We start from the raw sequence: 21,353 nt of genomic DNA on the forward strand, positions 1-21,353 counted from the left end.
GGCGGTCGACGGTTCAAGGTTGCCGTTCGCTGACGACGGTTCGGGCAAGTGTGGCTGCCCAGCACCGTCAGAGCCGAGCGGTTTCTTTGACGACAGCAGGTTCTGACTCTCGCCGTTCAGCGGCGACAACGTGCCAGGAGCCGCTGGCAGGAAGGGACGGATTGCCCTCGCCGTTCAGGGGCGACGGTAGTGAGCAACAGGCATGCCGGGAGCCGACCGGAATGGCGAAGCGGGTGTCGCCAGAAATCGGCAACACCCGCTTCTTAGGTCATGACCAGGCAATTCGGTCAGCGAACCGCCGGGTGAGCCGGTTTGCGCGAGCTGACCAGGATCCGACGGCGCTGCGGCGGAATGCGGACCGTGCCGAGCGCGGAATGGACCGCGGACTCTGCCAGGGCGGCCAGGGAATGACGGTCCTCCGCCCTGCCCGGGGCGATCTCCGGACAGACGTGCACTTCGAGAACCAGACCGCGCAACGAGGCGACTCGGCCCAGCGATGCGATCAAGGACTCCGGGCCGATGAACGCAGGCTGGCTGGTTTCGCGGCCGTCGGCCAGTCGATAACGCAAGGCAATCGGCCGGACCGGAACGCCGCCGTCGATCGCGGCCTGGAAGGTGGCCGTCGTGAAGCGGCCCGACGCCAGGCCGCACCAAGTCGTGCCCTCGGGAGTGACATTGACGAGCGCACCGCCGCGCAGGCTGTCGGCTAGCTCAGTCATCGTGCCCGGCAGGGTGCGCAAACGGTTGCGGTCGAGAAAGATGCTGCCGCCTCGGCGGACGAGCGTTCCGAGGATCGGCCAGGAGCCGATTTCGATCTTCGCGAGTGCGCGCATCGGGCGCAGCGCGTTGATGGCGATGATGTCCAGCCACGAGATGTGGTTGTTGACAACCAGCGCGCCTCGGCCTGCGGGAGCGGCTAGGAAGTCTTCACCGCCGACCACGGACAGCCGAACGCCGAACGCCCGCAGGACCGAGCGGAAGATCCGGCGCAGCAAGCGATCCCGGCTCTGTCCGCGGACCACGAGCAGAGCCGGCGAAACCAGCAGTGCCGCGAAGACCACCGTCACCGCGGCGGCGTAACGCATGACCCGGCGGGGCAGGGCGACGGTAGGCGCGCCTTCGGTAAGGCAACCGTCCCCGCACGGGGACGTTGGCATCCAGGCGTGGCTCATGACTTCACTCCGAGGAAGAACTTCAAATAGCGCTCGTCGACCTGCTGCAGGTCAAGAAGGACGAAGAAGTCCGCGACACCGAAGTCCGCGTCGAGGGCAGGCGGGCCGCACACCTTGGCGCCAAGCCGCACATAGCCCTTGATCAGCGGCGGGAGAACTGCCCGGTCCGGGCGTGCGACGCTGCCCGATTCCCAGGGGTGCAGCGGGGAAACGCGCAGCGAGTCCTCGGCGTGGTGCTTGGTGCGCAAGACGTCCCAGACGCCCGCGGCGTAGCTGCCGCCGCCGGTCAGGGGGACCGACGCGCAGCCGGCCAGGTAACGGTGACCGGAAAGGAGCATGTAGCGCGCGATTCCTGCCCAGACCAAGCTGACGACGGCACCGCTGCGGTGGTCGGGGTGAACACAGGACCGTCCGGTCTCGACCAGAGAGGGCCGCAGGTCGGCGAGGGCGGAGAGATCGAATTCGCTGTCCGAATAGAGTTTCCCGGCCTGCGCGGCGCGTTCCGGTGGGAGCATCCGGTAACAGCCGACGATCTCGCCGGTGTTGTCGTCGCGGACGACGAGGTGGTCGCAGAATTCGTCGAAGTAGTCGACATCCCGGCCGGGTACCGGGGAATGCAGTTCCGCTCCCATCTCCTCGGCGAAAACCCGGTATCGCAGCTTCTGCGCGGCGAGCACTTCGTCGTTCCCGTTGGCGACCAGGAGCGAATACCTCGGCGCACCCGCGGGAAGGTCGACACCCGCCTGATCAGTACTGACGAGGAGCTGTGACGACGTCATGGTCAAGGTGTACCTGCCGGTAAGCGGCCGCGGAGAGTGCGAATCGATGACCGGTCAGTGCACGTTGAGTTAATAGCCGGTTCTCAGGTTCTTCTCAGGCACAAGAGCCGTCCCGGGAAACGCGGAAAGCCGCCGCGTGACGGGCACGCGGCGGCCTTCCGGGTGAAAGAAAACGTCAGCCCTTGCGCTTCTCGACGGCCTCGGTCAGCTGCGGCGCGACGTTGAACAGGTCGCCCACCACGCCGAAGTCGGCGATCTCGAAGATCGGAGCTTCGGCGTCCTTGTTGACGGCGATGATCGTCTTCGACGTCTGCATGCCGGCGCGGTGCTGGATCGCACCGGAGATGCCCAGCGCGATGTACAGCTGCGGAGACACCGTCTTGCCGGTCTGGCCGACCTGGAACTGCGCCGGGTAGTAGCCGGAGTCGACGGCCGCGCGGGATGCGCCGACCGCCGCGCCGAGCGAGTCGGCCAGCTTCTCGACGACGTCGAACTTCTCCGCCGAGCCGACGCCGCGGCCACCGGACACGACGATCGACGCCTCGGTCAGTTCCGGACGGTCGCCACCGACGACCGGCTCGACGCCGGTGATCTTGGCGGCCTTGGCCGGGTCCTGCGCCGGGATCTCGACGGTCTCCTCGGCAGCCGCGCCTTCCGCAGCCTCCGCCTCGACCGCACCGGGACGCACCGACACAACCGGCGCACCCTTGGCAGCCTTGGCCTTCACCGAGAAGGCACCACCGAAGATCGACTGGTCCACGGAGCCGTCAGCGTTCACGCCGACCGCGTCGTAGAGCAGACCGGAGCCCAGGCGCAGCGCGACTCGCGCGGCAACCTCCTTGCCCTCGGCGCTGGCGGCGACGAGCACCGCGGCCGGGGAGACCTGCTCGGCCAGCTTCGCGAGCACGTCGACCTTCGGCGTCACCAGGTAAGCGCCGGCGTCGTCGCCCTCGGCGACGTACACCTTCGCAGCGCCATAGCCGGCAAGTGCTTCCTTGGCCTTTGCCGCGGAGCCGGTCTGGCCCACCACGACGGCGGACGGCTCGCCCAGGGCGCGCGCAGCGGTCAGCAACTCGAGCGTGACCTTCTTGACATCACCGTCGACGTGGTCGACGAGGACGAGTACTTCAGCCATTTTCCGGAATCCTCCTCGAAACCGTGTCTCAGATGAGCTTCTGCGCGACCAGGTACTCGGCGACCTTCGAACCGCCGTCGCCCTCGTCCTCGACCTTCTCGCCCGCGGTGCGCGGCGGCTTCGGCGATGCCTCGACGACGGTCGACCACGCGTTGGCGAGGCCGACCTCGCCCGCGTCGATGCCCAGGTCGGCGATGGTCAGCGTCTCGACCGGCTTCTTCTTCGCGGCCATGATGCCCTTGAAGGACGGGTAGCGCGGCTCGTTGATCTTCTCGCTCACGCTCACCAGCGCCGGCAGGTTCGCCTCGAGGTGGGTGATGCCGTCTTCGGTCTCGCGGTCAGCCTTCACGGCGGAGCCTTCGACCGTCAGCTGGCGAACGTAAGTCAGCTGCGGCAGGCCCAGCAGCTCGGCCAGGATCGCGGGCACCGCGGCACCGCGGCCGTCGGACGCTTCGTTGCCGGCGATGATCAGGTCGTAGCCCTCGACCTTGCCGACAGCGGCGGCGATGACCTTCGCGGTGGCGATCGCGTCGGAGCCGTGCAGCGCCTCGTCGGACACGTGGATGGCCTTGTCGGCGCCCATGGACAGCGCCTTGCGGATCGCGTCGGTGGCGCGGTCCGGGCCGACCGAGATCACGGTGACCTCGCCTTCGCCGGCTTCCTTGATCTTGAGGGCCTCTTCGACAGCCTTCTCGTTGATCTCGTCGAGCACGGCGTCGGCGGATTCGCGGTCAAGGGTGTTGTCGGAACCGGAGAGCTTCCGCTCCGAGTAGGTGTCCGGTACCTGCTTGACCAGGACAACGATGTTCGTCATGGGTCTTCTTCGACCTCCCGGTTGGGGCCGGCTCTCGGCCGCGGGACAGTGCTCTACTGAGCGGTAGATTAGGGCCAATTCCGCAGCCGGACCCGTCGAGGTGACCGCATTCACCTGGAAGAGCAATCTATTGGGACCATCGTCCCGGTAACTGAGTCAGTTAGCTCGTCCAGCCAGCCGCTCGCCCGATCGGAGCAACGGCTGCCTACTCGCAGTAGACCGTCAGGGATTACGCTCGACCACCATGTCCGCGCACATCGCCGTAGTCACCGACTCGACCTCGTGCTTGCCCGAGCAGCTCGCCGCCCAGTGGCGAATCGGCGTCGTCCAGGTTCAGCTGCACGTCGGAGACCAAACGGACGACGAGCACCGCTTCGATCGGGGCGAGCTCGTCCAGGCCATGAAGTCCGGCACGACCGTCACGACGTCCCCGCCCGATCCAGGCGCGTTTTTCTGGGCCTACCAGGACGCGGCGTCGGCCGGTGCGTCGGCGATCGTGAGCCTGCACATCTCCGGACGGCTGTCGCAGACCGTGGAAGCAGCGCGGGAAGCCGCCCAGCAGGTGCGGATCCCGGTCCACATCCTCGACAGCGGAACGGCCAGCATGAGCCTCGGCTACGCGGCGATCTCGGCAGCGCGCGTCGCGGCTGCCGGCGGACAGCTCGAACGGGTACTGGACGCCGCCGAACGCCGGGTCCGCAACTCGACCGAGATCATCTACGTCGACACGCTCGAGTACTTGCGGCGATCGGGACGGATCGGCGCGGCCCAGTCGATGCTCGGAAGCGCGTTCGCGATCAAGCCGCTGCTCACCGTCCGCAATGGCGAGGTGAGCCCTCTCGCCCGGGTTCCAGGCGCCAAGCGGGCGATGAACCGGCTCGTCGACCTGGCTGTGAAGGCGGCTGGCGACCAGCAGGTGGACCTCGCGGTAACCCGGTTCGGTTCCGACGAGAGCGAGGTCGTCCGGCGGCTGCGCGAACGGGTGCCGGGCGCGGGCGAGATCGTGGTGGCCGACGCGAGCACCGTGATCGGCGCCCACGTCGGCCCGGGCGCGCTCAGCATCACGGTGTCGCCGACGAACTGACCTCGGCTCGCCGGCCCGGAATCAGCAGCGCCGCCAGCGGGATCAGCACGGTCACCGCCAGGCCGCCGACGATGAGCACCTGGTCGAGCTGCGGAAACTGCCCGACATGCCCCACGTGGTAGATCAGATGCGGGACAGCGAACAGCAGGGCCGCGACGGAAACCAGCCTCGCGACGGTTGTGGTGCCCATCACGGCGGCACCGACGAGCATCGTGCCGAGCGCGAGGCTCAGGCCGCCGAAATCGATGATGAAGTGCACGTTGTAGGGGCCGTCCATGGACACCCAGCCGTGCCGGAAACCGGGGAAGTCCTGGTAAAACCCCATCGGGTCGAGCAGGGGCCACAGCCCTTGCACCAGGGTGTAGAGACCGAGCAGTGCCAGGAGGATGCGCGTGATCGTCCGTTGCATGGGGCTGGAACGAGACAGCTGGGCGGAACGTGACAGGCGCTAGGGTCGCGCAGGTGACCAACGCAGCCGCCCGGGCCGAGGCACTCCACCTCACCGGCGAACGAACCGTCCCCGGCATCCCCGAGGAGAACTACTGGTTCCGACGCCACGAAGCCGCGTACCTCGCCCTCCTGCCCCACTGCGCCGACGCGACGGTGCTCGAAGCCGGCTGCGGCGAGGGCTACGGCGCCGGGCTCATCGCCCAGCACGCCGGTCGGGTGCTCGCGCTGGACTACGACGTGCCGACCACTGAACATGTCGCGCGCCGGTACCCGGAAGTCTCCGTCGCGCGGGCGAACCTGGCCTACCTGCCGGTGCCCGACGGCGCGGTCGACGTCGTCGCGAACTTCCAGGTGATCGAACACCTGTGGGATCAACACGGCTTCCTGGCGGAATGCTTCCGGGTGCTGCGCCCGGGCGGGAAGCTGCTGGTCACGACGCCGAACCGGCTCACGTTCACGCCGGACAGCGACACGCCGCTCAACCCGTTCCACACCCGCGAACTGGCACCGTCCGAACTGAACGAACTGCTGCGCGCCGCTGGATTCTCCGTGGCGACGCTGCACGGACTGCACCACGCGGAAACCCTGCGCACGGCTGAGACCAGTTACGGCGGCTCCATTATCGACGCGCAGCTGAACGTGGTCATGGGCTCCCTTCCCGGGCAGGCGACCTGGCCCGCGGACCTCCTCGCCGACGTCGCCGCGATCCAGGCCAGCGATTTCGCGATCCACGGCGACGACCTCGACGCCAGCCTGGACCTCGTCGCCGTGGCGGTGCGCCCGTGAGCACCCGGAACCCGGAATACGAAGGAACGTTCTGCCTCGTCCTGCACAGCCACCTGCCGTGGCTACCGCATCACGGCAACTGGCCGGTCGGCGAGGAATGGCTGTACCAAGCGTGGACGCATTCGTACCTGCCGGTGGTCGACCTGCTGCGCCGTTTCGCCGCCGAGGGGCGACGCGACGTGCTGACGCTCGGCATGACGCCGGTCCTCGCAGCGCAGCTCGACGATCCATACGCCATCCGCGCCTGTCACGACTGGATCGGCCACTGGCAGCTGCGCTCGCAGCACGCATCGACCCTGTGGCGCGGCGACCCGCTGCTGCGCGACCTCGCTGCGGCCGAGCACCAATCCGCGGTTCACGCCGCCGAGGAACTGGAAACGCGCTGGCGGCACGGCTTCTCGCCGATCCTGCGGTCGCTTGTGGACAGTGACACGATCGAGCTGATCGGCGGACCGCTAGCGCATCCGTTCCAGCCCTTGCTGGACCAGCGGGTGCGCCAGTTCGCCCTCCAGGCCGGCCTGGAGGACACCGCGCTGCGCATCGGCCGGGCACCAGAAGGTATTTGGGCACCTGAATGCGGTTATGCACCGGGAATGGAACGAGACTATCAGGACGCGGGAGTCCGGCGCTTCCTCGTCGACGGGCCTTCACTCCGTGGTGACACTTCGTCCGCGCATCCTGTCGGGGACTCCGACGTCGTCTGCTTCGGCCGCGATCTCGAGGTCACGTACCGGGTTTGGTCGCCGAAAGCTGGCTATCCAGGCCACGCCGCGTACCGGGATTTCCACTCCTGGGCGCACGAGGTCGGCCTGAAGGCGTCCCGCGTCACGGGAAAAACCGTTGAGCCGCAAGATAAAGCACCGTATGAGCCGGCGCTGGCCGCAGAGGTTCTCGGCTCGCATGTGAAGGACTTCGTCGAGACAGTCGTCGCCCGGTTGCGCTCGCTCCGTGAACAACGCGGCCGCGAGTCACTGGTCGTCGCCGCGTATGACACCGAACTGTTCGGCCATTGGTGGCACGAAGGTCCCGCGTGGCTCGAAGGAATCTTGCGCGCCCTGCCCGAAGCGGGAGTCCGGGTGACCACTCTGCGCGGAGCTCTCGAAGCTGGACACCTCGGGGAACCGGTCGACCTGCCGGCTTCTTCCTGGGGCTCCGGCAAGGACTGGCGGGTCTGGGACGGCGAACAGGTCGCCGACATGGTGCAGGACAACGCCGCACTCCAAACCCGGCTGCTCGACCTTGTCGATGCGCACGAGGGGACCGCTCGCGACGCCGTCGCCGACCAGGCAGTCGTGGAAGCGATGATGGCCTTGTCCAGCGACTGGGCCTTCATGGTCACCAAAGACTCCGCCGCCGACTACGCCCGCCGCCGCGCCCGCGTGCACACCGAGCGATTCGACGCACTGGCCGGCCTGCTCCGCAGCGGGGACCGCGCTCGCGCCCTCGCGCTAGCCGCTGAATACCGTCGGGCCGACGGCCCGTTCGGCCACCTGGACGCGCGCGCCCTGCGCCGTCCTCCCGCATGACAAGCGAAGGGACCTCAATGGGAATCCGCGAATTGCCGCTCAAGACCCTGTCCGGCGAAGGCACCACCCTCGACGGGCCGCTGGCCGGCAAAGCGCTGCTAGTGGTGAACGTGGCGTCGAAGTGCGGGCTGACTCCGCAGTACACCGGCCTTGAGCGGCTTCAGGAACGATTCGGCGACAAAGGTTTCTCGGTCGTCGGGTTCCCGTGCAACCAGTTCGCGGGCCAGGAGCCGGGCACAGCGGAAGAGATCCAGACGTTCTGCTCCACGACGTACGGGGTGTCCTTCCCGCTGTTCGAGAAGATCGAGGTGAACGGCGAGGGCCGGCACCCGCTCTACGCGAGCCTCACCGAAACTGCCGACGCCGAGGGCGAGGCGGGCGACGTGCAGTGGAACTTCGAGAAGTTTCTGATCAGCCCGAACGGCGAGGTCCTCGGCCGGTTCCGTCCGCGGACCGAACCGGAAGACGACACCATCGTGTCCGCGATCGAGGCGGCCCTTCCGGCCTGAGTTCCGGTTCCGCTCTCCGGCCCGCGTCGAACGCGGCCGGAGAGCATTCGCCGTTCAGCGGCGATACGGTTCGTGACCGCCTGCGGCGAGCGCGGCACCAGAAGCAGCCGGCGGTCGCCGCGGGTCCGTCTCCAGCTGCCGCGCAGTCGTCGCTGTTTACTGGCGAATCCACCGCCATGAACGCCGGACCGGCCTCCTCCGCCGCACCGGATGTCTCGTGACAGTCTCGCCATCCAGCGGCTAATCGCAGGTCAGCCGCCCTGTGCGGCATCTTTATGCGGTTCGCCAACGGTCTTCACCACTGGATGCGAACCCCGCACGATCACCGCTCGGTTGTGGTTCGCGGCGTCGACGAAGTCAAGCTTCTGGACGCGCCGGTCGTAGGTGAGGAGGCCGTTCACTTCATTTTCGACATCCGTCGTCTGAGTGTAGATCGCGCCGGAGAGACCGCGGTCGGAAACCAGCCGTTCGAGGCGTTCGCTGACCTCTGCGTACCGGCGGGTGAGATGCGCGGAATCCGTCGTCATTTCGTAGGCGTTGGGCGGACCAGGCCAGCGGTGGTCGTCGAGAACCAGTCCGAGGCCACCATATTCGCCGTCGACCAGTGCACGACTGTCCCCGTCGTGCGGTTCGCCCGGCCCGACATACGTGTGGTCGTCGTAGATATCGCCGGCACCGGTGTCCGGACGGGAGAAACAACAGTTCACCCCGCTGTTGGCGACCACCAGCCGCGTCGGGTCGAGTTCTTTGACGAGCGCTGCGATCCGGGCTGTGTCGAATTCTCCCCAGCCCTCGTTGAACGGCACCCACGCGACGATCGACGGGACGTTGCGCAGCTGAGCGACCAGTTCCCGCAGCTCCGCCTCGAACCGCCGCTGGCCCTCGGGCAATGGATCCGGCGCGTGCCCAGGCGGCCCTGCGAACGACACGACCAGCGACGGCATGTCCTGCCATACCGCCAGACCCAGCCGGTCTGCCCAGTAATACCAGCGGGCGGGCTCGACCTTGCCATGCTTTCGGACCAGATTGAACCCGAGTTCTTTCGTCTTCTCGAGGTCGAACCGGAGCGCCTCGTCGGTCGGCGCGGTGTAACCGCCGTCCGGCCAGTAGCCCTGGTCGAGTGGTCCGTGCAGGAAGGTGACCCGACCGTTCAGCGCAATCCGCGACTGTCCGTTGACATCCGGGACAATTTCTACCGTTCGCAGGCCGCAATAACTGGCCACCTCGTCCAGGACGTCACCGTGCGCATTCAGCAGACGCACTGTGAGGTCGTAAAGAAATGGATCGTCCGGCGTCCACAGATGCGGCTCGGGAAGGTCAGCCCGCAGCCGTCCGCCGGCCGGGCCGCGGACGCACACCACGCCGTCGCCAGTTGGCGGCGAAACCGCCAGTTCCACTTCAGTTCCGCCCGTAACCTGCGGGAACACCGTCACGCCGGACAAGTCGGAGGAGATCTCGAGCGCGGAAATCCGGTCCGTGGGCACCGGTTCGAGCCACACGCTCTGCCAGATTCCCGACATCGACGTGTAGCAAATCCCGCCCGGTTCGTTACGTTGCTTGCCGACCGGGTAGGGCTCGATGTCTGTGCGGTCCTCGGCGCGAATGGCGATTTCCTGCGGCCCGGATGCACGGAGCGCATCGGTGATGTCCGCGGAGAACGCGGTGTACCCACCCTCGTGAGTGACCACCGATTGGTTGTTGACCCGCACCTCGGCTTTCTGGTCGACTGCGCCGAGATGCAGCAACACTCGTCGCCCGTGCCAGCCATCCGGAATCTCGAACAACCGCCGGTACCAAAGGACTTCGTCACGCCGGCCGATCCCGGACAACGCGGATTCCGGCGCGAACGGAACCAGAATGCGCTCGTTGTAGCCGACCGGCCGTGGCCCGGTCGGCGAGGCCGGCCAGCCGGCGTACTCCCAGATGCCGTTGAGGTTAAGCCAATCCGGTCGGCGGAACTGAGGTCTCGGGTACTCGGGCAGCACCGCGGAGGGATCGACTTGGTCAGTCCACGGGGTGGTCAGCAGCGGTTCGACGCGTCGCCAGTCAGGCTCTGGTTGAGTCATCGCCGTCCATGGTGGCAGAGAACTGCACGCTAGGGCACGGTCGCTAGGGGCGGCTAGTTCGCTGCCGGACGCAGTGGAGCCTGTGCCCCGCGACGCGTTCGTAGGGTCGCCGTCGTGGTCGCCTGTCAATGACGAATGACCCGGCGGTGGCCGGAGACCGACGATCTGGCGCTCGGCGTCAAATACTTCGGAAGGTCTGTTGACGGCCAGCCGGCTGGCAGGAGTCTTTGGGCCGGTGGTTAGCCAGCCAGGAGCGACGGAGAGATGCCATTAGCCGACGCGCGGCAAACACACCGAGCCTGCGGCAGCCGGCCGCACCATCGCAGAGCCCTGTCGGCGGACCGTTGACCAGCACCGATGTCCTGCCGGACAACGGTGAACTCACCATGCAGAAGCCGTCGCCACTTTCCGGCAAAACGCTCTGACCAGCAGTTTCTTCTACCTGCAGTCGGTCTTTGGCCGAGCGTCAGCGGTGCTGCGAGCTGGCAGCTCGGGCGGCCGCCCAAGGTAAGCGACTGGCGAGTAACCTCGGGCCATGCGCGTGCTGATGCTGTCCTGGGAGTACCCGCCGGTGGTCATCGGCGGACTGGCCCGGCACGTCCATGCGCTGGCTAGGCATCTCGTCCAGCAGGGACACGAGGTCGTGGTCCTCTGCCGGCACACCGCGGGGACCGACGCGTCGACGCATCCGCGCAGCGATCGGGTCGTCGACGGAGTCCGGGTCATCCGCGTGGCGGAGGACCCGATGCACCTCACTTTCGAGCGCGACCTCGTCGCGTGGACGCTGGCGATGGGGCACGCCATGATCCGGGCCGCGCACGATCTCCTGCGCGCCTGGCAGCCCGATGTGGTGCACGCCCACGACTGGCTGGTCACTCACCCGGCCATCGCGGTCGCGGAGGCGGCGCGGGTTCCGCTCGTCGGCACGATCCACGCGACTGAGGCCGGCCGGCATTCGGGGTGGCTGTCGCATCCGTTGAACCAGCAGGTGCACTCGGTGGAGTGGTGGCTGGCCAACCGCTCCGACGCGGTGATCACTTGTTCCCAGGCGATGCGGAAAGAAGTCGCGCACCTCTTTGAAATCGATCCGGCCGACGTCGCGGTGATCCACAACGGCATCGAAGGCCGCAGTTGGCGGGTGTCGTCTGGCGAAGTCGAACGGATGCGGGACCAGCACAGCCCGGACGGTGCTCCGTTCCTGTTGTTCTTCGGCAGGCTCGAGTGGGAAAAGGGTGTGCAGGACCTGCTGGCCGCACTGCCCCGGATCCGGCGGCAGTTCCCGGGGACAAGGGTCGTCGTCGCCGGAAAAGGGCGACATCACGACGAGCTCGTAGCACAGGCTCGCAAGCTGCGGATTCGCCGGGCAGTCGACTTCGTCGGACACCTGTCCGACCGGGATTTGCGCGCGCTCCTGGCCGCGGCCGACGCGGTGGTGCTGCCCAGCCGGTACGAGCCGTTCGGAATCGTCGCGCTCGAGGCAGCGGCCGCAAAAGCGCCGCTGGTGGCATCGACCGCAGGCGGTCTCGGCGAGGTCGTCATCGACGGGGAAACCGGGTTGGCGTTCGCGCCTGGCGACGTCACCGGGCTCACCAAAGCGGTGACGACAGTGTTGAACGACGTCCCGTCCGCGACCCGACGTGCGCGGGCTGCCCAAGGCCGGCTCGCGGCGGACTTCGACTGGGGCCGGATCGCGGAGGCGACCGTCGAGGTTTACCGACGGGCCCGGGTGGGCGAACCAGTGGAGCTCGGGCGGCCGAAGATCGCTACCGGGAACGCGTTCGAGGTACAGTAGCCGCAGGTCAGCGCATTGCTCGGGTTTTTGCCGATTGGTGGCGAATCTGGTCGGGCGGCTGAAGCACCTGCTCGCCGTTTGTAGCGTGAGCTGCGAGGCGGCTGGTGGAGAGCTTCGCCGGTCCGCAGCGAATGGCACCGGCGGGTGCTTGATCGGGTCATCTGCACGGCCGCCCGGATTTCGCCAGTTGACGACGATGACCGATCGCCGGGCCGACGCTGCCTGCGGTCGGCTTAGCGCGGGCGGCAGGTGTCAGCGAGGGTCGACGGCTGCGACAATGTCCCGGTAGTCCGGGTCGGCGGCGACGCGGTCGAAGGCGCTCGCCAAGACCGCGTCGGTGATCTGCGCTGATCGCGACAAGGCCGAAGCCCGCGCCCTCCGCCCTGAAGTGGACGACGGAGAAGCGCGGGCTCGGGAAAGACCCGGGTCCGGTGGCGGGGAGCCTCCGCCACCGGACCCGTCCCCCGCCACCATCCCAAACGTGGTGCGGGGCAACCGGTCGCCTGTGGTCAGGTCACGGGCGACCGGAACTGGGGTTACCGCACCGCCTCGGTGAGGTAGCGGGCATAGGCGCCCGTCGTGAGGAAGCTCGGCAGTTTGTCGCCGAGCGCGGTCTCGGTGAAGATCGCGCGGGCGTCGTCCAGGCGAGCCGACGGGCCGAGGTCCGCGCGGACCTTCGCCAGCTCGTCGTCCAGGAACTCGACTGCAAGCTCATGAGTCAGCGCGGTGCCGTCCTCGAGCTTCGTGCCGTTGCGGATCCACTGCCACACCTGGCAGCGGGCGATTTCGGCCGTCGCGGCGTCTTCCATCAGGTTGTGGATCGCCGCAGCGCCGGTGCCACGCAGCCAGGAGTCGACGTAGCGAAGGGCGACGTTGATGTTCGCGCGCACGCCCGCCTCGGTCACTTCGCCGCCGGCGCTCGCGACGTCGAGCAAGTCCGCGGCGGTGACGGTCACGTCATCGCGCAGCTTGCCGAGCTGGTTCGGCCAGCCGCCGAGGACGTTGTCGAACACCTCGCGGCACACCGGGACCAGGCCGGGGTGCGCGACCCAGGAACCGTCGAACCCGTCGCCTGCTTCGCGTTCCTTGTCCTGGCGGACCTTTTCCAGCGCGTTCTCGTTGGTGACCGGATCCTTGCTCGGGATGAACGCGGCCATTCCGCCGATCGCGTGCGCTCCGCGGCGGTGGCAGGTGCGGACGAGCAATTCCGTGTAGGCGCGCATGAACGGGACCGTCATCGTCACCTGGGCACGGTCCGGCAGAACGAAATCGGCGCCGTGGGCGGAGAAGTTCTTGATGACACTGAAGATGTAGTCCCAGCGTCCGGCGTTCAGGCCGGCCGCGTGCTCGCGCAGTTCGTAGAGGATCTCGTCCATCTCGAAGGCCGCGGTGATCGTCTCGATCAGCACGGTCGCCCGGATGGTGCCGCGCGGAATGCCGAGTTCCCTCTGCGCCAGCAGGAAAACGTCGTTCCACAGCCGCGCTTCGAGGTGGCTTTCCAGCTTCGGCAGGTAGAAGTACGGGCCGCTGCCGCGCGCCAGGAGCTGGCGTGCGTTGTGGAAGAAGTACAGGCCGAAGTCCACGAGGCTGGCCGAAACCGGGCGGCCGTCGATGCGGATGTGCTTCTCCACCAGGTGCCAGCCGCGGGGGCGGGCGACGATCGTGGCCGGGTCGTCGCCGATCGCGTAACGCTTGCCTGCTTCGGTCGTGAAGTCGATGTTGCGGCGGATGGCGTCGAACAGGTTCAGCTGCCCGTCGACGACGTTGTGCCAGGTCGGGGACGTCGCATCCTCGAAGTCGGCCAGCCAGACCTTCGCGCCGGAGTTCAGCGCGTTGACGGTCATCTTCCGGTCGGTCGGCCCGGTGATTTCGACGCGGCGGTCCTCGAGACCGGGCGCGGCGGGCGCGATGTGCCAGCTCTCGTCGGCTCGGATCGACTGAGTCTGCGGAAGGAAGTCCAGGTGCTCCTCACCCGACTGCAGACGTTCGCGGCGGCGGCGGCGCTCGTCGAGGAGCTCGCGGCGGCGTCCGGCGAAGGTGTTGTCGAGCTTGGCTACGAAGTCCAGTGCGGCCGGGGTGAGGATCTCGGCGAAGCGGCCGTCGACGGGCCCGGTGACCTCGATGCGGGTGTTCAACGTGTCAGCCATCTCGTACCTCCGCGAAGGGGGAAAGGGAAGGGGCGGGCCGGCGACCGGAGTCGCCGGCCCGCGAGGTGTGTCAGTGGAACTGGTCTTCTTCGGTCGAACCCTTGAGCGCGGTGGTCGAGCTCTCCGGGTTCAGCGCGGTGGAAACCAGGTCGAACCAGCCGGTGCCGACCTCGCGCTGGTGCTTCGTCGCGGTGTAGCCGCGCTCCTCCGAAGCGAACTCGCGCTCCTGCAGATCGACGTAGGCGGTCATGCCCTCGCGGGCGTAACCGTGCGCCAGGTCGAACATCGAGTAGTTCAGCGCGTGGAACCCGGCCAACGTGATGAACTGGAACTTGTAGCCCATGGCGCCGAGTTCGCGCTGGAAACGCGCGATGGTGTCGTCGTCCAGGTGCTTCTTCCAGTTGAACGACGGCGAGCAGTTGTAGGCCAGCATCTGGTCCGGGTACTGCGCCTTGATCGCCTCGGCGTACTTGCGGGCGACCTCGAGGTCCGGCGTGGAGGTTTCCATCCACAGCAGGTCGGCGTACTGCGCGTAGGCCAGGCCGCGGTCGATGCACGGCTCGATGCCGTTGCTGACCTCGTAGAAGCCCTCAGAGGTACGGCCGCCGGTCAGGTACTTGCGGTCACGCTCGTCGACGTCGCTGGTCAGCAGGGTCGCGGCCTGTGCGTCGGTGCGGGCGACGACCAGGCTCGGCACGTTCAGCACGTCCGCGGCGAGGCGGGCGGCGTTCAGAGTGCGCTCGTGCTGCTTGGTCGGGATCAGGACCTTGCCGCCGAGGTGGCCGCACTTCTTCTCGGACGCGAGCTGGTCTTCCCAGTGCACGCCCGCGGCACCGGCCGCGATCATGCCCTTCATCAGCTCGAACGCGTTCAGCGGACCGCCGAAGCCGGCTTCCGCGTCGGCGACGATCGGGGCGAACCAGTCGATGTCGCCGTTGCCCTCGGCCCAGTTGATCTGGTCCGCGCGGCTCAGCGCGTTGTTGATGCGGCGGACCACGGCCGGGACCGAGTTGGCCGGGTAGAGGCTCTGGTCCGGGTAGGTCTGGCCGGCCAGGTTGGCGTCGGCGGCGACCTGCCAGCCGGACAGGTAGATGGCCTTGAGGCCGGCCCGCACCTGCTGCACGGCCTGGTTGCCGGTGAGCGCGCCCAGCGCGTGGACGTAGTCCTCGCTGTGCAGCAGCTCCCACAGCTTCTCGGCGCCGCGGCGCGCGAGGGTGTGCTCTTCGACGACCGAACCGCGAAGCTTCACCACGTCGGCGGCGGAGTAGGTCCGCTGGACGCCCGCCCAGCGGGGGTCGGTCTTCCACTGCTCGGCCAGCTCGGCCGCCGCCTGCTCGAGCTGATTGGCCTGCTCGGTCATCGGACTCTCCCGTGTTGCGAAGTTTGCGATTGCTCGCCTTGCCTGGTCACGACCCTGACACGAGCGGGAAAACCGGGTCTACACCTCCAATTTGCCAATTTCTGCGAAGGCCGCCTAGCATGTTGCGAAGGTTGCGAATCCACGGTTCGCAACCACAGCGAAAATTCGCGGGCTTGATCGTTCACGTAATCGTTCAGGCCCGGAAACCTTCCGGCCGAACGGAGCTCCCATGGACAAAACTTTCGCCGGAGCGCGGCTACGGCATCTGCGCGAGAGCCGGTCGATGAGCCAGGCCGACCTGGCCCGTGTGCTCGAGATCTCACCTAGTTACCTCAACCAGATCGAGCACAATTCGCGCCCGCTGACCGTGCCGGTGCTGCTGCGGATCACGCAGGCGTTCGGCGTCGACACGGAGTTCTTCGCCAACAACGACACGTCTCGGCTCGTCGCCGACGTGAAGGAAGCGCTGCTGGACGAGGTCGTGGGCGTCGACGTGACCACGACCGAACTGAACGAGCTGGCCAGCAACCTGCCGTCGATCGCGCAAGCGCTGGTGAAGCTGCACCGCAGCTACCGCAACGCGGTCGAAAGCACCGCCGCGCTGACCACGGAAAACGGTCTGGGCCTGCACGGCAGCGCGGCCGCGTCGCTGCCGCACGAAGAGGTCCGCGACTTCTTCTACGAGCGGGAGAACTACGTCGCCGAGTTGGACGAACGCGCCGAGCGGATGGCCGCGTCGATCCCGCTTCGCCGCGGTTCGGTGCTCGGGTCGTTGAAGGACCGGTTGTGGCAGCGCTATGGCGTCGAGGTGACCAGCGAGGGCATCGACGAATCCGCCGGCGAGCAGCACCGGTACGAGCCGGCGACGCGAATGCTGCGGCTGGCCCCGAGCTTGCGGGTCGGGCAACAGGCGTTCCGGATGGCATCGCAGATCGCGTTGCTCGAGTACGACGACCTGATCACCGAACTCGCCGATTCGTGGGCGTTTTCCGGCCCGGCGGCGCGGACGCTCGCCCGGGTCGGCCTGGCGAACTACTTCGCCGGCGCGCTGATCCTGCCGTACGGACCGTTCCTGGCCGCGGCGGAGGAGTTCCGGTACGACATCGAGCGGTTGTGCGACCACTTCGGCGTTGGATTCGAAACCGCATGCCACCGACTGTCGACGCTGCAGCGGCCGAAGCAGCGCGGAGTCCCGTTCTCGTTCGTGCGGGTGGACCGTGCCGGGAACATGTCGAAGCGCCAGTCAGCGGCAGGCTTCCACTTCTCGCGCGTCGGCGGGGCGTGCCCGTTGTGGAACATCTACGAGGCGTTCACGTCGCCAGGCAAGATCCTCACCCAGATCGCGGCGCTCCCGGACGGCAAGCGGTACTTCTGGGTCGCGCGGACCGTTTCGCGCAACATCGGCGGCTACGGCAGCCCAGGCAAGACGTTCACCGTCGGCCTCGGCTGTGAACTGCGGCACGCGGGCCGGCTGATCTACTCGATGGGTCTCGACCTGGACGAACCTGCCGCCGCGACGCCGATCGGCATGGGCTGCAAGGTGTGCGACCGGCCGGCGTGCTCGCAGCGCGCGTTTCCGGCGATCGGCAAACCGCTCACCGTGGACGAAAACACCAGCACCTTCGTCCCGTATCCGGCAGTGCCGAAGACGTGAGCGGCAACGATGAGATGTGTTGACGCGAGTGCCCCGGACGTGTTCGCCGGGCGCGAAGTACATTCACCCGAGTGCAGGACATCGACACGGTGAACGCAGAACTGGTCGAGCAGGCCGCCGCTCGTCTCGCGGGCGTGGTCACGCGGACGCCTCTCGAACCCAACGCGCGGCTCTCGTCGCGCGTAGACGCGCGCGTCTGGCTCAAGCGCGAGGACCAGCAGACGGTCCGTTCGTACAAGATCCGAGGCGCGTACAACTTCATCGTGCAGCTCGACGCTGCAACGCGGGAGCGGGGCGTCGTGTGCGCGAGCGCGGGCAACCACGCGCAAGGTGTCGCGTACGCGTGCCGTCGGCTTGGAGCAGACGGCCGCGTCTACGTGCCGGGTACTACGCCTCGCCAGAAGCGTGAGCGCATCGCGGCGCTCGGCGGGACGCACATCGAGGTCATCGTTGTCGGCGAGACGTACGAAGATGCCTTCGCGGCGGCTCAGGATGACGCCCGGCGCACGGGGGCGACGCTCGTGCCTGCGTTCGATGACGTCCGCACTGTCGCCGGTCAGGGCACGGTGGCCGTTGAGGTGGTTTCGCAGCTCGGGTTCGTCCCGGACGTCATCGTGGTGCCGGTCGGCGGCGGCGGATTGCTCGCCGGGATCGCGACCTGGGTCCGGGAGCGGCACCCGGAGATCCGAGTCGTCGGCGTAGAGCCGGCCGGCGCGATGTGCATGGCGGCCGCGCTCGAAGCGGGCTCGCCGGTGCGGATCGACTCGGTCGACCCGTTCGTGGACGGTGCGGCGGTGCGCGAGGCGGGGAAGGTGACCTTTCCGTTGATCCGCGACAGCGGCGCGGAACTGACCTCGATCGCCGAGGGTGCGGTGTGCACGGAAATGCTCGCGTTGTACCAGTCGGACGGGATCATCGCCGAGCCCGCGGGCGCACTCGCCGCTGCGGCGCTGGGGACGAGCGTGCAGGTCGAGCCGGGTCAGACGGTGGTGTGTGTCGTGTCCGGCGGCAACAACGACGTCAGCCGCTACAGCGAGATCCTCGAGCGTTCACTGATGCACGAGGGGCTGAAGCATTACTTCCTCGTCAGCTTCCCGCAGGAACCCGGCTCGCTGCGCCGGTTCCTTGACGAGATCCTCGGGCCGGAGGACGACATCACCCGGTTCGAGTACGTGAAGCGCAACAACCGGGAGATCGGGCCGGCACTGATCGGCGTCGAGATCCCGCGCCGGGCAGACCTTCCGGGCTTGCTGGCACGGCTGGAGAAGAGCCCGCTGCAGGTGGAACGGGTGGAGCCGGGGAGTCCGTTGTTCCATTTCCTGCTCTGACCTGGTCGAGACAGTATTAGTCAGGCCTGGCCGAGCGTGGCGAGCGCACTCCGGCGACCGAAAGCCCGCTGCTTCTTCGCCACCTCAGGGCGAGTCGTTTCCGCAGGTCAGCAAGTTTCGCCAGAAAACGGCAACGCCTGGTCACTCCAGCTCGGCCGTGCCTTCACGGTAGATCTTCGCCGACGCGATCCGGTCCCCTGCCAGCCGGTAGAACCCGGCGATGGCGAACACGAGGTCGTCACCGTTGTGAGTCAGCCGTTCCGTCAGCTGGGCTGCTGCTTGATCGCCGTCCACCAGGACGTTCTCGATGGTCAGCGTCGGGAGAAGCTGTTCCATGGCACCGCTGAACAAGTCAGTCAGTTCCGCGCGCCCGCGCGCGACGCTGGTACCGGTGATCCAGACCGCGTCGTCGGTGAAACCGTCGAGGAGGGTTTGCAGATCCCGGTTGTTGAACGCGGCGACATGCTGGTGCAAAGCATCGCTCATGGGGAGACGCTACCGACGCGGTCCAACAGTTTTTCTGAACCGCTCGCACCCAATGCGCGGGAAGTGCCAATTACTGCCACTCGCACGACCACGGCAGATGACCAGCGTCCTAAGCGGCAAACCCCGCCGATGCCGCGGATTCCGCTGCACCGCACCAGAATCCTCGGGACAAACGGTTCCGCGTCAGCTTTCGCCGAGCGTTTTCTGCAGTGCTTTGTTCGCCTTGCGCGCCATGTCGGCGACCGCTTCCCGGCGGGCCGCATCCGCGGCGTAGTCGTCCTGACGGTTTCGGACCACCCGGGCAGGTGAACCGACCGCGATCGAGTAGTCCGGGATGTCACCGCGCACCACCGCATGCGCGCCGAGCACGCTGCCGCGGCCGATGCGGGTGCCCTTGAGGACGCTGACCTTGGTGCCGAGCCAGGTGTCCGGTCCGATCCGGACCGGCGACTTCACGATGCCCTGGTCCTTGATCGGCACGTGGATGTCGGCGGTGACGTGGTCGAAGTCGCAGATGTAGACCCAGTCGGCGACGAGCGTGGCCGCGCCGAGCTCGATGTCGAGGTAGCAGTTGATCACGTTCTGCCGCCCGAACACCGACTTGTCACCGATGCGAAGGGACCCCTCGTGACAGCGGATCGCGTTGCCGTCCCCGATGTGTACCCAGCGGCCGATCTCCATCCGGCCGTAGCCGGGGCGGCAGTGGATCTCTACATTCTTGCCGAGGAACAGCATCCCGCGGAGAATGATGTGCGGGTTCGCGATGCGGAATTTGAGCAGGCGGTAGTACCGGACGAGGTACCACGGCGTGTACGCGCGATTGCGCAGCACCCAGCGCAGCGAGTCAGCCGTCAGGAACTTCGCCTGGTGCGGGTCCCGACGGGCCCGCCGCCAGGCGCGTACGCGCGACAGCGCGGGCGCACCCCACATCGACGTCATACCGTTGACCGTAACCTGTCGACGACGGCCGGCCGCAGGCAAGGGGAGCAGGATGGGGACCAAGCTGATCATCGACACCGATCCCGGGGTCGATGACGCTTTCGCGATCGCACTGGCCGCGAGGTCGGAGGACGTCGACCTGCTGGGCGTCACGACCGTCTTCGGGAACGTGCCGCTGGCCACCACGACGTCCAACGCGCGCCGGTTGCTGCAGCTGTGCGACCGGCCGGACGTCCCGGTCGCGGCAGGCGCCGCGCGGCCGCTTGTTTACCGCGAGCTGCACCGAGCCAGCACCGTGCACGGTTCGGACGGATTGTCCGGACGCGGCGGTTCGCTGCCGGAGGCCACCCGTCCGCTTGAAGACTCGGACGCGGTGAGCCTGATGGTCTCGCTGCTCGAAGCCGCGGACGAGCCGGTGACCATCGCTCCGATCGGTCCGCTCACGAACATCGCCGCCCTGCTCGCGGCACACCCTGGCGTGCGGTCGAAGATCGCGCGGATCGTCCTGATGGGCGGCGCGATCGTCCGTGGCAACGCGACCGCGGTCGCCGAGTTCAACATCTGGGCCGACCCGGACGCGGCGCGACGGGTGATCGTCGAGGACGACGTCCCGTGCGTGATGGTCCCTCTCGACCTCACCCACCGCTGCGCCGTCGACGGCGAATGGCTGGCGAAACTCGCCGCGTCCGGGCCGGTGGGGCAGGCGCTGAACGGGTTCACGCCGGACTACCTCGCGCACTATCGGCAGGTGCTCGGCTACGAAGGCATCGTGATGCACGACGCGGTGGCGGTCGCCGAAGCGATCCGGCCGGGCCTCCTGCGCACGGAGACGCATCCGGTCAACGTCGATTCGACGCCCGGCCCGACTCGCGGCATGACGATCGTCGACCAGCGGGCGGTGCCGAAGGCGCCGACCGGACGGCTGGTCGAGGTGGCGGTCGACACGGAACTGGACGGGCTGCGTGAGTTCGTGCTGTCGAGACTCGCCGGGGGTCGGTGATGGCGGCGGTCGGGGGGTCGCCGTTTGACGGCGAGTCGCAGGTCGGGGCCAGCTCGGGGGGCGGCGGCGAGTCGTTGCCGACTATTGGCGACGGGGCTGGCGGCTCCTCGGCCGCGAGCGGCGGAGCGTCGGGCAGCGTGTCGCCGACGGATGGCGAAAGCTTGGCCAACGGGGGCGGGTCGCCGGCAAACGGCGACGCCGCAGGAGCCGAGGGCGCGTCGCCGGTAAGCGGCGAAACCGCGAAGGGCGAGCGTGGGTCGCTAGTAGGCGGCGACAACGTGACGGGCGAGCGTGTGTCGTCGCTTACCGGCGAAGAGGCCGGCGAG

Annotated in this window: 18 protein-coding genes; 8 read left to right on the forward strand and 10 right to left on the reverse strand. The window is 67.8% G+C overall.

The features are described 5' to 3' along the window. Positions 1-287 precede the first annotated feature (287 nt). The 4 genes from AMYBE_RS0123800 to AMYBE_RS0123815 all read right to left on the reverse strand — a co-directional run bounded on the left by AMYBE_RS0123800 (position 288) and on the right by AMYBE_RS0123815 (position 3,900). Positions 288-1,172, reverse strand: a complete 885-nt coding sequence (locus tag AMYBE_RS0123800) for a lysophospholipid acyltransferase family protein (RefSeq protein ID WP_027927944.1) — start codon at positions 1,170-1,172, stop codon at positions 288-290. Continuing rightward, the gene (locus tag AMYBE_RS0123805) at positions 1,169-1,951 is read right to left on the reverse strand and encodes a GNAT family N-acetyltransferase (protein WP_020661900.1); all 783 of its coding nucleotides are present in this window, start codon (positions 1,949-1,951) and stop codon (positions 1,169-1,171) included. Before AMYBE_RS0123805 ends, AMYBE_RS0123800 begins: the two co-directional genes overlap by 4 nt. A 175-nt stretch (positions 1,952-2,126) precedes the next feature. Further along, complete coding sequence (locus tag AMYBE_RS0123810; protein WP_020661901.1) at positions 2,127-3,086, reverse strand: electron transfer flavoprotein subunit alpha/FixB family protein; 960 nt, start codon at positions 3,084-3,086, stop codon at positions 2,127-2,129. A gap of 28 nt (positions 3,087-3,114) precedes the next feature. Next, positions 3,115-3,900, reverse strand: coding sequence for an electron transfer flavoprotein subunit beta/FixA family protein (locus tag AMYBE_RS0123815; RefSeq protein ID WP_020661902.1), 786 nt, complete (start codon positions 3,898-3,900; stop codon positions 3,115-3,117). Between the two features lie 244 nt (positions 3,901-4,144). Between AMYBE_RS0123815 and AMYBE_RS0123820 the strand changes: the two genes are divergently transcribed. Beyond that, positions 4,145-4,984, forward strand: a complete 840-nt coding sequence (locus tag AMYBE_RS0123820; RefSeq protein ID WP_020661903.1) for a DegV family protein — start codon at positions 4,145-4,147, stop codon at positions 4,982-4,984. On the opposite strand, the gene AMYBE_RS0123825 is transcribed toward AMYBE_RS0123820, so the two are convergent. Then, positions 4,962-5,393 carry a hypothetical protein gene (locus AMYBE_RS0123825; RefSeq protein ID WP_020661904.1) on the reverse strand — a complete coding sequence of 144 codons (432 nt, stop codon included), beginning with the start codon at positions 5,391-5,393 and terminating at the stop codon, positions 4,962-4,964. The genes AMYBE_RS0123820 and AMYBE_RS0123825 overlap by 23 nt on opposite strands. Positions 5,394-5,446: 53 nt before the next feature. Between AMYBE_RS0123825 and AMYBE_RS0123830 the strand changes: the two genes are divergently transcribed. The 3 genes from AMYBE_RS0123830 to AMYBE_RS0123840 are packed head-to-tail and all read left to right on the forward strand — an operon-like array spanning position 5,447 to position 8,255. After that, the gene (locus AMYBE_RS0123830) at positions 5,447-6,220 is read left to right on the forward strand and encodes a class I SAM-dependent methyltransferase (RefSeq protein WP_020661905.1); all 774 of its coding nucleotides are present in this window, start codon (positions 5,447-5,449) and stop codon (positions 6,218-6,220) included. Beyond that, the gene (locus AMYBE_RS0123835; protein ID WP_020661906.1) at positions 6,217-7,746 is read left to right on the forward strand and encodes a 1,4-alpha-glucan branching protein domain-containing protein; all 1,530 of its coding nucleotides are present in this window, start codon (positions 6,217-6,219) and stop codon (positions 7,744-7,746) included. The genes AMYBE_RS0123830 and AMYBE_RS0123835 overlap by 4 nt, the downstream gene beginning before the upstream one ends. Positions 7,747-7,763: 17 nt before the next feature. Next, on the forward strand, positions 7,764-8,255 hold the full coding sequence (locus AMYBE_RS0123840; protein ID WP_020661907.1) for a glutathione peroxidase: 492 nt from the start codon (positions 7,764-7,766) through the stop codon (positions 8,253-8,255). Between the two features lie 251 nt (positions 8,256-8,506). On the opposite strand, the gene AMYBE_RS0123845 is transcribed toward AMYBE_RS0123840, so the two are convergent. Then, positions 8,507-10,321 carry a glycoside hydrolase family 2 protein gene (locus tag AMYBE_RS0123845; RefSeq protein WP_020661908.1) on the reverse strand — a complete coding sequence of 605 codons (1,815 nt, stop codon included), beginning with the start codon at positions 10,319-10,321 and terminating at the stop codon, positions 8,507-8,509. A 535-nt stretch (positions 10,322-10,856) separates the two neighbouring features. On the opposite strand from AMYBE_RS0123845, the gene AMYBE_RS0123850 reads away from it, so the two are divergent. Next, a complete protein-coding gene (locus AMYBE_RS0123850) occupies positions 10,857-12,113 on the forward strand; it encodes a glycosyltransferase family 4 protein (RefSeq protein WP_020661909.1) in 1,257 nt (418 codons plus the stop codon). Positions 12,114-12,649: 536 nt separating this feature from the next. Here the strand turns inward: AMYBE_RS0123850 and aceB are convergent. Together aceB and aceA are read right to left on the reverse strand one after the other, a co-directional pair. Continuing rightward, positions 12,650-14,260 (reverse strand): malate synthase A, encoded by a 1,611-nt coding sequence (gene aceB, locus AMYBE_RS0123860; protein ID WP_020661911.1) that lies wholly within the window; start codon positions 14,258-14,260, stop codon positions 12,650-12,652. A 70-nt stretch (positions 14,261-14,330) separates the two neighbouring features. Beyond that, positions 14,331-15,620: an isocitrate lyase gene (gene aceA / locus AMYBE_RS0123865; RefSeq protein WP_020661912.1), complete on the reverse strand. Its 1,290-nt coding sequence runs from the start codon at positions 15,618-15,620 to the stop codon at positions 14,331-14,333. Positions 15,621-15,849: 229 nt separating this feature from the next. Between aceA and AMYBE_RS0123870 the strand changes: the two genes are divergently transcribed. Then, positions 15,850-17,274 carry a short-chain fatty acyl-CoA regulator family protein gene (locus tag AMYBE_RS0123870; protein WP_020661913.1) on the forward strand — a complete coding sequence of 475 codons (1,425 nt, stop codon included), beginning with the start codon at positions 15,850-15,852 and terminating at the stop codon, positions 17,272-17,274. Between the two features lie 71 nt (positions 17,275-17,345). Next, a complete protein-coding gene (gene ilvA / locus AMYBE_RS0123875) occupies positions 17,346-18,602 on the forward strand; it encodes a threonine ammonia-lyase IlvA (RefSeq protein ID WP_020661914.1) in 1,257 nt (418 codons plus the stop codon). A 141-nt stretch (positions 18,603-18,743) separates the two neighbouring features. On the opposite strand, the gene AMYBE_RS0123880 is transcribed toward ilvA, so the two are convergent. Then, entirely contained in the window at positions 18,744-19,088 is a 345-nt protein-coding gene (locus tag AMYBE_RS0123880) for a nuclear transport factor 2 family protein (protein WP_020661915.1), read from the reverse strand. A gap of 183 nt (positions 19,089-19,271) precedes the next feature. Then, positions 19,272-20,027, reverse strand: a complete 756-nt coding sequence (locus AMYBE_RS0123885; RefSeq protein ID WP_020661916.1) for an acyltransferase — start codon at positions 20,025-20,027, stop codon at positions 19,272-19,274. 52 nt (positions 20,028-20,079) lie between these two features. Here AMYBE_RS0123885 and AMYBE_RS0123890 point away from each other — a divergent pair, with 52 nt between their 5' ends. Next, positions 20,080-21,027: a nucleoside hydrolase gene (locus AMYBE_RS0123890; RefSeq protein WP_020661917.1), complete on the forward strand. Its 948-nt coding sequence runs from the start codon at positions 20,080-20,082 to the stop codon at positions 21,025-21,027. Positions 21,028-21,353 lie beyond the last annotated feature (326 nt).

The sequence above is a fragment of the Amycolatopsis benzoatilytica AK 16/65 genome (genome assembly GCF_000383915.1).
GTDB lineage: Bacteria > Actinomycetota > Actinomycetes > Mycobacteriales > Pseudonocardiaceae > Amycolatopsis > Amycolatopsis benzoatilytica.

Excerpts from the sequence above, each read along its gene's own strand:
- AMYBE_RS0123800 (WP_027927944.1), bottom strand. The coding sequence starts at position 1,172 with ATGAGCCACGCCTGGATGCCAACGTCCCCGTGCGGGGACGGTTGCCTT.
- AMYBE_RS0123805 (WP_020661900.1), bottom strand. The coding sequence starts at position 1,951 with ATGACGTCGTCACAGCTCCTCGTCAGTACTGATCAGGCGGGTGTCGAC.
- AMYBE_RS0123810 (WP_020661901.1), bottom strand. The coding sequence starts at position 3,086 with ATGGCTGAAGTACTCGTCCTCGTCGACCACGTCGACGGTGATGTCAAG.
- AMYBE_RS0123815 (WP_020661902.1), bottom strand. The coding sequence starts at position 3,900 with ATGACGAACATCGTTGTCCTGGTCAAGCAGGTACCGGACACCTACTCG.
- AMYBE_RS0123820 (WP_020661903.1), top strand. The coding sequence starts at position 4,145 with ATGTCCGCGCACATCGCCGTAGTCACCGACTCGACCTCGTGCTTGCCC.
- AMYBE_RS0123825 (WP_020661904.1), bottom strand. The coding sequence starts at position 5,393 with ATGCAACGGACGATCACGCGCATCCTCCTGGCACTGCTCGGTCTCTAC.
- AMYBE_RS0123840 (WP_020661907.1), top strand. The coding sequence starts at position 7,764 with ATGGGAATCCGCGAATTGCCGCTCAAGACCCTGTCCGGCGAAGGCACC.
- AMYBE_RS0123845 (WP_020661908.1), bottom strand. The coding sequence starts at position 10,321 with ATGACTCAACCAGAGCCTGACTGGCGACGCGTCGAACCGCTGCTGACC.
- AMYBE_RS0123850 (WP_020661909.1), top strand. The coding sequence starts at position 10,857 with ATGCGCGTGCTGATGCTGTCCTGGGAGTACCCGCCGGTGGTCATCGGC.
- aceB (WP_020661911.1), bottom strand. The coding sequence starts at position 14,260 with ATGGCTGACACGTTGAACACCCGCATCGAGGTCACCGGGCCCGTCGAC.
- aceA (WP_020661912.1), bottom strand. The coding sequence starts at position 15,620 with ATGACCGAGCAGGCCAATCAGCTCGAGCAGGCGGCGGCCGAGCTGGCC.
- AMYBE_RS0123870 (WP_020661913.1), top strand. The coding sequence starts at position 15,850 with ATGGACAAAACTTTCGCCGGAGCGCGGCTACGGCATCTGCGCGAGAGC.
- AMYBE_RS0123880 (WP_020661915.1), bottom strand. The coding sequence starts at position 19,088 with ATGAGCGATGCTTTGCACCAGCATGTCGCCGCGTTCAACAACCGGGAT.
- AMYBE_RS0123885 (WP_020661916.1), bottom strand. The coding sequence starts at position 20,027 with ATGACGTCGATGTGGGGTGCGCCCGCGCTGTCGCGCGTACGCGCCTGG.
- AMYBE_RS0123890 (WP_020661917.1), top strand. The coding sequence starts at position 20,080 with ATGGGGACCAAGCTGATCATCGACACCGATCCCGGGGTCGATGACGCT.